Origin of the sequence: Arthrobacter sp. LjRoot14, from assembly GCF_964253905.1 — a bacterium.
GTDB lineage: Bacteria > Actinomycetota > Actinomycetes > Actinomycetales > Micrococcaceae > Arthrobacter.
This window is the reverse complement of the sequence record NZ_CAXURL020000001.1, coordinates 3,841,739-3,854,817: the sequence shown is the minus strand read 5'-3', so window position 1 is coordinate 3,854,817 and position 13,079 is coordinate 3,841,739. Positions and strand designations below refer to the sequence as shown.

11 protein-coding genes and 1 pseudogene are annotated in these 13,079 nt (G+C 67.1%); 6 read left to right on the top strand and 6 right to left on the bottom strand.

What is annotated here, in order from left to right:
* Positions 1 to 47 precede the first annotated feature (47 nt).
* The 5 genes from ACSQ12_RS17455 to ACSQ12_RS17435 form a co-directional block, all read right to left on the bottom strand.
* The gene (locus ACSQ12_RS17455; protein ID WP_436066256.1) at positions 48 to 608 is read right to left on the bottom strand and encodes a hypothetical protein; all 561 of its coding nucleotides are present in this window, start codon (positions 606 to 608) and stop codon (positions 48 to 50) included.
* On the bottom strand, positions 605 to 1,492 hold the full coding sequence (locus ACSQ12_RS17450) for a hypothetical protein (RefSeq protein ID WP_436066255.1): 888 nt from the start codon (positions 1,490 to 1,492) through the stop codon (positions 605 to 607). The genes ACSQ12_RS17455 and ACSQ12_RS17450 overlap by 4 nt, the downstream gene beginning before the upstream one ends.
* A gap of 44 nt (positions 1,493 to 1,536) precedes the next feature.
* Positions 1,537 to 1,998, bottom strand: coding sequence for a hypothetical protein (locus tag ACSQ12_RS17445; protein ID WP_436066254.1), 462 nt, complete (start codon positions 1,996 to 1,998; stop codon positions 1,537 to 1,539).
* A 40-nt stretch (positions 1,999 to 2,038) separates the two neighbouring features.
* Positions 2,039 to 2,167, bottom strand: a complete 129-nt coding sequence (locus tag ACSQ12_RS17440; RefSeq protein WP_280872639.1) for a hypothetical protein — start codon at positions 2,165 to 2,167, stop codon at positions 2,039 to 2,041.
* Between the two features lie 66 nt (positions 2,168 to 2,233).
* Positions 2,234 to 3,427, bottom strand: coding sequence for an NYN domain-containing protein (locus ACSQ12_RS17435; RefSeq protein WP_436066253.1), 1,194 nt, complete (start codon positions 3,425 to 3,427; stop codon positions 2,234 to 2,236).
* Between the two features lie 116 nt (positions 3,428 to 3,543).
* On the opposite strand from ACSQ12_RS17435, the gene ACSQ12_RS17430 reads away from it, so the two are divergent.
* A complete protein-coding gene (locus tag ACSQ12_RS17430; RefSeq protein WP_436067022.1) occupies positions 3,544 to 5,205 on the top strand; it encodes a DUF7059 domain-containing protein in 1,662 nt (553 codons plus the stop codon).
* Positions 5,206 to 5,364: 159 nt separating this feature from the next.
* Here ACSQ12_RS17430 and ACSQ12_RS17425 read toward each other — a convergent pair.
* A pseudogene (locus ACSQ12_RS17425) lies at positions 5,365 to 6,417 on the bottom strand (MFS transporter); the annotation flags it as partial.
* Between the two features lie 214 nt (positions 6,418 to 6,631).
* Here ACSQ12_RS17425 and ACSQ12_RS17420 point away from each other — a divergent pair.
* From ACSQ12_RS17420 to ACSQ12_RS17400, 5 genes are all read left to right on the top strand, one after another.
* Complete coding sequence (locus ACSQ12_RS17420; protein ID WP_209742539.1) at positions 6,632 to 7,267, top strand: ArsR/SmtB family transcription factor; 636 nt, start codon at positions 6,632 to 6,634, stop codon at positions 7,265 to 7,267.
* Positions 7,268 to 7,374: 107 nt separating this feature from the next.
* Entirely contained in the window at positions 7,375 to 10,110 is a 2,736-nt protein-coding gene (topA, locus tag ACSQ12_RS17415) for a type I DNA topoisomerase (RefSeq protein ID WP_436066252.1), read from the top strand.
* Positions 10,111 to 10,880: 770 nt separating this feature from the next.
* The gene (locus ACSQ12_RS17410; protein ID WP_436066251.1) at positions 10,881 to 11,369 is read left to right on the top strand and encodes a hypothetical protein; all 489 of its coding nucleotides are present in this window, start codon (positions 10,881 to 10,883) and stop codon (positions 11,367 to 11,369) included.
* A 121-nt stretch (positions 11,370 to 11,490) separates the two neighbouring features.
* Positions 11,491 to 11,940, top strand: coding sequence for an SseB family protein (locus tag ACSQ12_RS17405; protein ID WP_043431006.1), 450 nt, complete (start codon positions 11,491 to 11,493; stop codon positions 11,938 to 11,940).
* An 80-nt stretch (positions 11,941 to 12,020) separates the two neighbouring features.
* Entirely contained in the window at positions 12,021 to 13,079 is a 1,059-nt protein-coding gene (locus ACSQ12_RS17400) for a Ppx/GppA phosphatase family protein (RefSeq protein WP_436066250.1), read from the top strand.

Here is a 13,079-nt window from a genome sequence, read left to right as displayed (position 1 = left end):
CCCCAAACCAGAGGCGGCCGGACGCAGGCCCGATGCCCTTCCCGGCGTCAGGGTCCGGGGTCCAGAATCCGGATCGCCCCTACTGCCGCTGTGCGGACCCGGTCCTCGTCCGGACTCACGATATGGGCGGTGACCGGGCCGGTGTTCAGCTCGACCTGTTCGCTGACCGGTTCCCCGCAGGGCACGTCAATGCGATGGGTGGTGCCGGCGGACCCGCGGGAGGTGACCACCAGCTGGGCCGTCACCGCACCGACGCAGACGGCCGTAACGGTGTATACGCCCGCCCCGGTAAGGACTCCGTTGAACGTCAGGCCGCCTCCGGTTCCGGTGTGCCCGCTGATAGCTCCGGCAGCGCCGCCCGCACCCACGGGGACGTCCGCCAGCAGGAGTTCGACGGCCGCCATGTTTCGTTCCAGCTCAGCCTCGAGTGCGGGATCCATGCTTCCGAACGGAACCGGTGGTGCGGCAACCGTGGTTGCCGGGCGGCCGGTCGGTCGGGACGGCTCCGGGCCGACGTCGTTCGCGTATTCACACCCGGCCAGGCCGGCCGCGGCCAGGGCTCCTGCCACCAGAAGAACGGCGCGCCGTGGCGCCCGGTGCACCATCACAGCCCGCTCCCGGCAGCGGGCAGCAGGCTGTACGCAGCCCGGACCGTATCGCTGGTGGAATCCACCCTCACCAGGATGCCGTCGGGTCCCACCGGAATGTCTGTGGGACGAGGCCTGCCGCAGGGAAAGCCGCTGCCGGAGAGCAGATCCTCACCATTGGGTTTAACCACCGAAATCTCAACAGTGCCGGTCCCTTCGCAGGCAAAGGTAAGGGTCAGTGTCCCGGGTGACCCAACCTGCCCGGAGCGATGCCACCGGCCCGCCACCGGATAGCCCCGCACCTCACCCGGTTGCGCCGGGCCGAGTTGTTTCGCGGACCAGCCCACGGCCGGCTCCGCCGTTGAACCAGGTGCGTCAGGGTAGGGTTCCAGCCGGAAACCGCTCGCGCCGAACCGCGGCTCGGCGGCGGCCGCAACCCGTGCCGTGATGAGGCCGCCTTGGTGGTTGAGGCGCATGACCCTCCGCGTGTGGCACAGGAGGTTTGACTGCTCCGGGGTGGCCTCGGCCAGCCGCACCTCGAGCACGCCATACTGCGCCGCAACGCAGGCGGCTGTGAGGAGGTAGTCGCCGGCCGGTACCTCGGTGCTCCACACGGCCGCAGCCCCCGTTGCCGTCACGTATGGCAGTTGATGGCTTCCTGGCGGCCCCAGCAGCCGCCTCAACTGCTCGTCGTTGGCCCGCTCCGGTTGGACCGTGGGAGAGTTCGACGCCTTCCCGGAGTCCGGCCGGTCCGGGCCGGCGTTCGACCGTGGCGGGGACCCAGCAAGACCCGGCGGACCGCCGTCGTCCGCGTATTCACAGCCGCTCAGTGCGGCCGCAAGCAGGCCCGCAACCGGCACAACCGCAGCGACGCCCATCATCCGCTTCCCCCAAAGAGCTGACATGTCCCTGAGCATACGCACCCTTGGGGACGGTGCAAGTCACAGAGCTAGCTTCCGGCCGCCAGATGGTAGGCGTAGATGAGTGGGGCATCCACGCTGGAGACGCTTACCTGCACGGCTCCGGCGGCGGGTACAGATATTTTGGCGTTCTCGCGGCTGCCGTTGCAGGCGGCCCCGGCCTCGGCTAGCTTCGTGCCACCGGCGCTGACGGTGAAAAAGGCCTTGCCGCCGCCGTCGCACGTCATGGTCAGGGTGTACGCGCCGGCCGGAACGTCGGCCGCATCCTTGACCAGCGGCTGGCGGTTGAGGATCTTGCCGGCATCCTCGAGCACCGTTCCGCTGGCCGTCGGCAGGGCTGTGGCCTTCCAGGCAGGGACATCGGCGTTCTCGATGGAAACGGCTGAAGAGCACGCCGAGGCGGCAACCAGCAGGCAGGTGCCCGCGGCCGCCGTGCCGAGGACGCGCCTCAGTGCAGGCAGCGGCCCGGGCCCGGATGAACGTGAAAACATACCTCCAACTTACCCGTTGACGCGGGCCGCGCTGACCGTCCTAACCGGCGATCAGCTCCTGCACTTTTCCCTGGTGGAGGACGATGTACACCCGGTCGCGCAGCACTTCTATGTCCGCCTCGGCAGGGTCCGCCAGCACCAGGGAGAGGTCCCGGCGGACCGGCGGCATGAGTGAAACCGGCCGGTAGGGCGCAAGGTACAGCAGCCGCTGCGGCGCATGATTCCCGCGGTGCTGCTATTGAACGAGCTCATCCAGCCGGCGCCAGAATGCCGCCCGGATGGCCTTGCGGATGTCCTGCAGGTCCGTTTTGGCTTCGCCGATCTTCGCGGCGCAGTCCTTGATGAGGACCCGGTCAATCGTCGGCGGCAGCAGCGGCCGCTCGGCGAGGAGTTCGTTGAGTTCGCGCTGGCTGACGCTGCCGTGCCAGTTATCCGCAAGGCTGACAGCCACCGCTTCGGCGCTCTCCACCAGGTCGAACCAGGGGCTCTGGGCCGCGGGGGCGCCGGTTGCCGTGGAATAGACCGGTTCCCGGCGCACAACGCCGGCTGCCGGCACCGGACGCACGTCCGGCTGCAGCCTCCTGGGTCCGGGCGTCGGGACCGGCCTGCCGGATGACCCTGCCGGGCCCGCAGCAGCCGCAGTAGCCGCGGCAGAAGCGGCCCCGGGCTCTGCCGGCGCAGTGGATCCGGCGGCCTCGGAAGCGGAGCCGGCCGCATAGCCGGCGGCCGGAGCCGCGGTGGCGGGCCGGGCGGGAACAACGCCCGGCCCGGGGACAGGCCGTGTGCCGGGAAGATGGGCCGCGCCGTTGCCGGACACGCTGACTGTAGCTCCGGTTTCGGACGAAGCGGGGGCGTAGGCAGCAAGCTCAGCCACGGGCGCCGACTTCGCAAAGCAGCGGTCCAGGAGCGTCTGCGGCAGGGTGGCAATATCGTCAACCTGCAATGCCAGATGCTCGGCCACCGCGGTGACCCCCAGCCGGTGGCCTTGGTTCTCGATCCCCAGCAGCACCACCTTCATACCGAGGTCCTGCGCCGCTTCCACCGCCTCGGCGAGGTCATCGTCGCCGGAGAGCAGGTAGGCGACGTCAGCCGACCGGTTCCGCGCCACTCCCACGAGATCCAGCCCGAGCTTAAGGTCCACACCTTTTTGTTCGCCGTTGTAGGACATGCGCCCGAGCCGGACTTTCACTCCCGGAAGCAGCCCGATCCGCTTGTGTTCGTCGCTGAACAAGCCGTCCTTGGCGGCGTCATACCAGTACATCCTCAGCAGGTCCCGGCTGTCGCGCTCGCTGACAAACTCCTGGATGCCGTCCACCAGGCTCTTGTATTGAACGGAAAAGGCAGAGCGCAGCGAGTTCCCGGTGACTCGCAGCCCGCCTGTGGCCAGGAGGAAACCTGCGTCAACGAAGATCACACTTTTGCGGCTCATGCTCTGAAGCATAGGCGGTGCTGCTGACAATCCCGCCCCGGCGGCGCGGGGCCGGACGAACCCGGCCTGGAGGGCGCAGCCCGGAACCATAGACTTGCCTGGTGACTGAAACAGCTATGCACTTTACGGCCGGCAACACTTCCGACGCCCCGCGCAGCGACCTCCCGGAACTGCTTTCCGCCCTCGCCGCGGACTTGCGCGGCGTCGGTTACTCCGTGGACGGAGTGGCCGGACTGCTTGGCGGATCCGCCTATTCCGCTCTCAGCCGCGACCAGATCATCCCGTCGTTGATCGCCACCGAAAGTGCCGCGAAAGGCGGCCCGGAGACGGCGGCGCTTGCCGCCGTCGTACGCCTGTGGCTGCTGGCAGTGCCACAGCGCGCCGAAGTGCTCGACGCCGCCCTCCCGGGGGTCCGCACCGAGGGTCTCCTGGCGCTGGGACTTGTTGAACCTTGCGAGACCGTGGAGGCCGGCTCGGATCCGGCTTCGGGAACCGTCAGGGCAAAAGCCGATCTGCGGCCGTACAGCTGGAGCGGTGCTGCTGAGGCAAGCGCAGACGAAACAGGCAGCAGTGGCGGCACCGACCTCTGGGTGGCCAGCGACCTCGCGGCGCACCAGCAGCCCGGCGTCCTCCGCCACGACCATGTGCTGGGAATCGGGCAGGCTTCCACCACGCTGGTGCAGACCACCATCCGCCGGCAGGTGTCCAAAGCCCTGGACCTCGGCACCGGCTGCGGCATCCAGACCTTCCACCTGTTGCACCACGCAGACCATGTGACAGCCACGGACATCTCAGCCCGGGCGCTTGCCTTCACCCGGTTCAACCTGCTGCTGAACGCCGAGGCGCTCGGTATCGACCCGGCCAGGCCGGAAGACCGGGTGAGCCTGCGCCTGGGTTCGCTGCTGGAACCTGTTGCGGGGGAGGCCTTCGACCTGGTGGTGTCCAACCCGCCGTTTGTCATCACGCCCCGAAGCGCGGGGGAGGCCGCCGCGGACCAGTTCACGTACCGCGACGGCGGCCTGCCCGGAGACGACATTGTCGCCTCACTGGTGCGGGAACTGCCGTCCGTCCTCGCGCCGGCCGGAACAGCCCAGCTTTTGGGCAACTGGGAGATCGCCGCGGGGACGTCATGGCAGGACAGGCCGCAAAGCTGGGTCAGTCCGGATGTGGACGCCTGGTTCATCCAGCGTGAACTGGTGGGGCCGGAACAGTATGCCGAAACGTGGCTGCAGGATGCCTCTGAGTCCCGTGACCGCCGGCACTACCAGGATGCCTACGCAGCTTACCTGGACGACTTTGCCTCGAGGAACGTGGAGGGGATCGGGTTCGGCATGATCTTCCTGCGGCGGCCCGCTGACGGCGCACGGCCCGTCATCAGCCGCTTCGAGGAGATCACCTACCCCATCGAGCAGCCCATTGGCCCGCACCTGGGGGCAGCAGTGGAACGGGCCGACTGGCTGGCGGCCAACGATCTGGGCGCCGCCCACCTGCTGGTGGCGGAGGACGTCACGGAGGAGAGGCACCAGCGCCCGGGGGCGGAACACCCCGGCGTCATCCTGCTGCGCCAGGGCGCCGGGCTCCGGCGCACCAACCTGTTGAGCACCGAGCTGGCGGGCTTCGTGTCAGCGTGCGACGGCGATTTGTCCGCCGGGCAGATCATCGGCGCCCTTGACGCGCTGCTGGGCGGGGATGACGGGTTCGACGGCGAAGCGTTCCGGAACGGGCTCCTCACCGAAGTCCGGAACCTGGTCCGCGACGGGTTCCTCCTGCCGGCCTGAACCGGCAACGGCGGCAGGTGCGGGGCCGGCACCGTCCGGGACGGTTGCGGAGGAGCGGGCACCGTTCGGGACGCCCGGAGCCAAATCCTGTGAACCGAAGCGCCACAGTACGGTGACGGCGATGGCGAGGGACACCACCGCTCCGGTCCCGCCGATCAGCAGGAACCCGGTCCGGATCGGCAGCAGGGCGCCCAGGAGCCCGCCGAACGCCAACGCTGCGATGGTGATGGCGCGGGTCAGGCCGCCGATCATGGACATCGCCTGGCCGCGGCCTTCCTCGGGCATCCTGAGGATCACGATTGCCCCGAAACAGGCATTGAGGACACCGCACACAACACCCATCCCCGTGTAGGCGATGAACATGATGTCCACGGTGGGCACCAGGCCGATGACGGCGAGCACAGCGGACGTTAATGCCATCGACCCCAGCAGGATGCGGAGGCGCACCGGGGGTGTCCTGATCAGGCCGGCGAGGGCGGCGCCCGCCGCCATTCCCAGTGCGAAAGCGGCAACGAGCAGTCCGTACTGCGTTTCGGAGGCGCCCATTTCGCCCCGTACCAGGAACACTTCAAGGACGTTGGTTGCCTCTCCTACGGCAATGAAGAACAGCGCGCCGAGCACCAGTGCCCACACCAGGCTGTCCCGCCGGATAAGCCGGAGGCCGTCCATCAAAGCGGGCTGCTTCCGCCCGGCCCGTTCGGCTGCGGTGCCCCTCCGGGTCCGGATCAGGAACGCGCCGGCCCCCATCAGGACATAGCAGGCGCTTGCCACGGAAAAGACCAGCAGGGAGCCGCCCCAGCCACTCAGAAGACCCCCCGCCGCAGGCCCGGCCATTCCCGCGATCATGATGGTTGCCTGCATGGTGCCCACGGCGCGTGGCGTGCGCTCTTCGCCGACGATCCGGGGCAACAGGGCTTGAAACGTCGGGCCGGCCACGGCCTGGCAGGCGTTCAGCACAAGGGTCAGGGCGAAGAGCGCGGGAATGTGATCTTCCAGGTAGTACATGCTCACGCCCATGCCTGCAACGGCGGCTGCACTTCCCGCGGAGGCCACCGTCGCGAGTGTGCGGGAATCCCTGGTATCCGCCAGCCTGCCGGCCCACGGGGCGAGGACCACCAGGGGCAGGGCGGAGCACAGCAGGTAAACGGCCACCAGCCAGGAACCGGCGAAGGAAACGGTGCCGGCCGCAGTGGCGGCCTGAAGATGCAGCATCACGCTGACCACAACGGCACCCATGCCGGCGGCAGCCATGAAACGGGCGCTGCTCGCCAACAGGAAATCCCGGTTTCGCCAGAGCGCCGAATTTACCGGTAGTAAGGCAGGCGATGGCCCGGCAGAGTCCCCCATGTCCGCGAAGCTACTCCCCGGTGAACGGGGATGTCAAGCGTTTCTTTCAGACCCGCCGGAGGGCCGATAGAATGGAGGCGTGAATGCAGAAACGCCGGACCCGGCGCCGGCCGCGCCAGAGGCTGCCAAGCGCAGGATCCGCCCGGAGAAGAAAGTGGAGATCACCGACCCCAAGGCTATCCGCGCGCTTGCCCACGCCGCACGCCTGGAAGTGATCTCGGAACTGTATTCCACGCAGGTGAGCCGGACGGCCACGGAGCTTGCCTCCCAGACGGGCCTGACGCCGAGTGCCATGAGTTACCACCTGCGGGCCCTGCAGAAGTGGGGGATCGTGGAGCCTGCTGCCACCGCGGGTGACGCGAGGGAGCGCCGCTGGCGGGCCGCCGGAACAGACTTCACCATCAACTCAGGCGGCGGCGTGGCCAGTCCCGAGTTCGCCGTCCTGGATCTCGAGCTGGACGCCTTCCGGCGCAGGGTCGACGCCTACGCCAGGGTCCGCGATGAGCGCCGCAAAAACAATGAATCGATCGAGGCGCCCGGCGTGGTGGTGTTGTCCAGCGACCTGCTGTACCTGACGCCGGCGCAGCGCGCGGAGCTGACCGCGAGGGTGTTCGGGCTGCTCAAGGAATACGAGCTTGAGGACCCGGACCAGGTCCCCGAGGGGGCCGGGCGCATGGCCACAATGTGGTCCCTGATTCCGGACGATCGTAAGTGATCCCCGGCACCCGTTTTCCACCTGAATGCGCATCATCCTCCAAAATATGGTGAACTAGGCGAGTATGGGCCCATCTGCCCGAGCCAACCTTTTTCTGTAGGAGCACCGTGCCAAGCAAGGCCAAAACCGGCAAGAAACTCGTGATTGTGGAGTCTCCGGCCAAGAGCAAGACCATCGCCAAGTACCTGGGCGAGGGCTTCATCGTTGAGGCCTCCATCGGTCACATTCGTGACCTGCCGCAGCCGTCCGAGCTCCCCGCCGAACTCAAGAAAACCTCGATCGGCAAGTTCGCCGTCGACATCGAACACGACTTCAAGCCGTACTACGTGGTGTCCCCGGACAAGAAGAAAAAGGTGACTGAGCTCAAGGCTGCGCTCAAGGACGCCGACGCCCTCTATCTCGCAACCGATGGGGACCGCGAGGGAGAAGCCATCGCGTGGCACCTGCTGGAAGTACTCAAGCCCAAGGTCCCCGTCTACCGGATGACGTTCGGCGAAATCACCAAGGAAGCCATCCAGCGCGCCATGGGCAACCTGCGCGATGTCGACCAGGACCTGGTGGACGCCCAGGAAACCCGCCGCGTACTTGACCGCCTGTACGGCTACGAAATTTCCCCGGTGCTGTGGCGCAAGGTGGCCCGCGGCCTGTCCGCCGGCCGTGTCCAATCCGTGGTCACCCGCATGGTGGTGGACCGCGAACGGGAACGCATGGCGTTCAAGGCCGCGTCCTACTGGGACCTCACCGGCCAGTTCGGTGCCGGCAACGGCGCGACGTCGTCATTCAAGGCGAAGCTCGCTGCCGTCGACGGCGCCAAGGTGGCCAGCGGCCGGGACTTCAACGACGACGGCGAACTCACCTCGCGCAACGTCACGCACCTGAACGAGGAACTTGCCACGTCGCTGGCCGCCGGGCTGCAGAACGCGGAATTCCGTGTCCGCTCCGTCGACACCAAGCCCTACACCCGCCGTCCGGCCGCTCCGTTCACCACCTCCACGCTGCAGCAGGAGGCGGGCCGCAAGCTGCGGTTCTCCTCCAAGAGCACCATGCAGGTGGCCCAGCGCCTCTACGAAAACGGCTACATCACCTATATGCGTACGGACTCGTCCGCGCTGAGTGATGAAGCCGTGACGGCTGCCCGGCGCCAGGCCGCCGAACTCTACGGCCCGGAGTACGTGCCGCAGTCGCCCCGTGTTTACACCGGCAAGGCAGCCAACGCGCAGGAAGCCCACGAGGCCATCCGCCCCGCCGGCGACTCCTTCCGCACCCCGGCGCAGGTGGCCAAGCAGCTCTCGGGTGACGAATTCCGGCTCTACGAGCTCATCTGGAAGCGCACCGTTGCCTCCCAGATGGGCGACGCCAAGGGCTCCACGGCCACCATCCGCCTCGGTGCGGTGGCTGCGGACGGCCGCGACGCCGAGTTCTCGGCGTCCGGTACCGTCATCACCTTCCCCGGCTTCCTCGCCGCCTATGAGGAAGGCAAGGACGAAAGCCGCGGGGACGACGACTCCGAGGAAGCGCGCCGCCTTCCCAACGTGACCAAGGACGACGCCCTCACGGCCTCGGAGATCGTCGCCGTCGGCCATGAGACCTCGCCGCCGCCGCGCTACACGGAAGCCTCCCTGACAGCCGAGCTGGAAAAGAAGGGCATCGGACGCCCGTCCACCTATGCCTCCACAATTTCCACCATCCAGGACCGCGGCTACGTGCGTAAGCAGGGTTCCGCGCTGGTCCCGAGCTGGATCGCCTTCTCGGTGATCCGGTTGCTCGAGCAGCACTTCCATGACTACGTGGACTACGAGTTCACCGCCGACATGGAAGGCGACCTGGATAAGATCGCCAACGGCCAGGCCGTTGGCGCTGCCTGGCTCAAACACTTCTACTACGGCGAAGACTCCGACCCCGGCCTGCTGAGCATCGTGAACAACCTTGGCGAAATCGACGCCAAGGAGATCAACTCCGTGCCGATCGCCGAGGGCATCACCCTGCGCGTGGGCAAGTTCGGCCCGTACTTGGAGAGCTCGGTCCCCACGATAGATCCCAAAACCGGCGAAGTGGTGGAGTCGGCGCGCGCCAACGTCCCCGAGGACCTGGCTCCGGATGAACTGACGGCCGCCAAGGCCAAAGAGCTGATGGAGACGGCAGCGCCGGAGGAACGGGTCCTCGGCGAAGACCCGCACACCGGCCACACGATCGTGGCCAAGAACGGCCGCTACGGTGCCTACGTCACGGAAATCATTCCGGAGATGACGGACGAGCAGTTGGCCAACCAGCCCGTGGAGTACTACAAGAACGGCAAGCCCAAGCCGCCGAAGAAGCCTGTGAAGGCCAAGCCGCGCACCGGTTCGCTGTTCGCCTCCATGAGCGTGGACAGCGTCAGCCTGGACGAGGCCCTGCAGCTCATGAGCCTGCCGCGCGCGCTCGGCGAGGACGCTGAAGGCAACGTCATCACCGTGCAGAACGGCCGCTTCGGCCCGTACCTGAAAAAGGGCACCGACTCGCGTTCCATCGGTTCCGAAGAGGAAATCTTCACGATCACGCTGGAGCAGGCACTGGAGATCTACTCCCAGCCCAAGCAGCGTGGAGCCCGTGCGGCAGTCCCGCCGCTCGCCGAGTTCGGTCCGGACCCGGTGTCGGAGAAGAACATCGTGGTGAAGGAAGGCCGCTTCGGCCCCTACATCACCGACGGGATCACCAACATCACGGTTCCGCGGTCCACCGCGCTGGAGGAACTGACGCGCGAACAGGCCGTGGAACTGCTGGCGGAGAAGCGTGCCAAGGGCCCGGCCAAGCGTCCCGCGGCGCGCAAGGCCCCGGCGAAGAAGAAGGCTGTCGCCAAGAAGTAGCCACTCGAGACCGTGGGTGCGGGCCGGGGGCTGCGTTCCGCAACGCAGCACCCGGCCCGCACCCACGTTCTGGGTTTTCCACATAGCCCGGCGGGGCGCTTTTACGGTCCCCGGCGCCCGTGGAGGCTGGTGGAATGAACAGTCAGGGAAACCCCCGGCCGCATGAAGCCATTGACCCGCTCGCGGACGTTTGGGCAGAGATCGCGGGCACACGGACGGGTGGCCGGGTAGCAGGAACCACGGCGCCCCGACGCCCCGCGCTTCGGACGGATGCTGCGCCGATCCCTTCCGTCGCCTCCGCCCGCGTATCGCCTCCGGCGCGTGGTCCCGTCGCCTTACCAGCGAGTCCGCTGCCCGGCGGCTCAGTCATGTGGCGGACGGAAGAGTTGCTTGCCAGCGGGCTCAGTAAGCGGCACATCAATGAGCACCTCCTCGCAGGCTCCCTTGTCCGGGTCCGCACGGGCATTATGGCCCGCGGCAGTTATTGGAATGCCCTTTCTGACGGCGACCGGGCGCGTGCCCGGCTCGCCGCGTACAGCAAGCGGACCCTGGCGGTCACGGCTGGCGACGGCCTTACGTTCAGCCACACTTCCGCCGGCCGGCTGCATCGTCTGTATCTGTGGCGGCCTGACCAACTGATTCATGTCATCATTCCCTACCACGCGGCCCGCGGTTCTCACGCGGCCGACGTCAAAGCCCATTCCGCTCTTCTCCTGCCCGGCGACCGCACCGAGAGAGACGGTTTGCCAGTAACTTCACTGGATCGGACTGTGCTTGACTGCGCTCTGATGCTCAACTACCGGCAGGCCCTGATCCTCCTCGACCACGGGCTGCGGAGCGGATGCGACCGGCACCGACTGGAATCGGCCTGCGCAGGACTGGCCGGAGTCCGGGGAGTGGCAGGCTTCCGCCAGGCGCTGGCTTTTGCGGACCCGATGTCCGAGTCGCCCGGCGAGTCATTGGCCAGGGACATCATTGCAAGGCTGAGGTTCCCCGCTCCTGTGCTCCAGTTTCCGGTTCAAACAGTCCGCGGCACCTACCGATTCGACTTTGCGTGGCCGGATCTTCGGGCCGCCCTGGAATTCGATGGAAAGTCCAAGTACTTCGACTACAAACCGACAGCCCAAGTGATCTATGAAGAGCGCGAACGGGAGAAGCTGTTGACCGAACAAGGGTGGCGGATCCTGCGCATCGGCTGGAAGGACCTGTTCGACGAACGGGGAATGAAAGGGCGCCTACTGCGGCTCCTGCGTGGCTGAGATCGTGGGTGCCGGCCGGGGCCTGTGTTCCGGAACGCAGCCTTCGGCCCGCACCCACGAAGTCGAAGCCCGGCAAGGGAAGGAATTGCGTCCCGCCCGGCAAACGTGGTCGAGTAGATGTATGACTGAACAGCCTGCACCCGCGGAAATCCAGCCCCTGAACGACCTCGAAGAGAAGCTCGCCACAGGTGACCAGCCGGATGCCAACCCGGTGGACGTCATCCTGTCCTTCCTCAACAACGAGGTCTACATCATCAGCTCCGATGCGCTTGAGGGCGAGGACGCGCAGGTGGAACCACTGGTGCTCTCCAACGCCGAGGGCAAGCCCGTGCTGGCCGTTTTCTCGCACCCGAGCCGGGTGGACCAGCAGTTCCTCGACGCCGCCCCCAACGTCCTGGGCACCCAGGGAGCCGCCATCATCGGCAACCTCGGGGACGAGCTCGGCATGGTGATCAACCCCGGGAGCGCCTTCGGCTTCGAAATCGATCCCGAAGGTGTAGCCAACATCCGGCGCGACTTCAAACGTGCCGACCAGCCCGCAGAGGATTCGGGCACTCCGGCAGCCGAGTAGCTGCAGCTTCATTCCGACTTGGACGGGCAAGCCGCCGACGCAGTTGCGCCGGCGGCTTGCCATCGGTGAATAATGGCAGAATGCGTCTAGGCGTCCTCGACATCGGTTCAAACACTGTCCATCTGCTCCTGGTTGACGCGCACCCCGGCGCGCGGCCGGTGCCCTTCGCTTCACACAAACGGCCGCTCTCGCTGGTGCAGTTCCTCGACGCCGACGGAAACATCAACGACGCCGGCCAGCACGAACTCATCGAATTCGTCCTGGAAGCGTGGGAGTTCGCGGCCAAACACAAAGCCGAGGACCTGCTGGCCTTTTGTACCTCCGCCATCCGGGAAGCCACCAACGGTCCTGCGGTGCTGGCCCGGGTCAAGCACGAAACCACCGTGACGCTCCAGGAACTCACCGGCAGCGAAGAAGCGTCCATGACGTTCTTTGCAGTCCGGCGCTGGTACGGCTGGGGTGCCGGACCCATCCTGAACCTCGACATCGGCGGCGGCTCCTTCGAAATGGCGCTTGGCCAGGACGAGCTTCCTGAGCTGGCCACGTCCGTGCCGCTGGGCGCGAGCCGCCTCACCCGGGACTGGCTGCAGGAGGACCCGCCCACGGCGAAGAGCGTCAAGGAGCTCCGGCGCTACATCCGGGCAACGCTCAAACCTGCTGTCCGAAGCTTCAACGAGCTGGGCAGGGCCAATGTGGTGGCCGGGACGTCCAAGACCTTCCGTTCCCTGGCCCGGATCGCCGGGGCAGCCCCCAGCGCGGCCGGACCCTACGTCAAGCGCGAGCTGGGCGCTACGGACCTTGGCATCTGGGCGCAGCGGATCTCCGCCATGAAGACCGAGGATCGTCTGCACCTCCCCGGTGTCTCCGAAGCCCGCGCCAACCAGCTCCTCGCAGGAGCCCTTGTGGCTGAGGCGGCTCTGGAGCTCTTTGAGTTCAAGAAGGTCAAGATCTGTCCGTGGGCGCTGCGGGAAGGACTGATCCTCCGCCGGCTGGACCAACTGATCTTTGAAGGACCCCTGGAACCGGCACACCAGGTGGTGCTGCCTCCCCTTGCGGCCCCCGCTGCCGCCCCGGCCACCGCCACCGCCACCGACTCCGACTCGGTCACCGCCACCGCCTCCGGCGGGAGGGCTGACTGA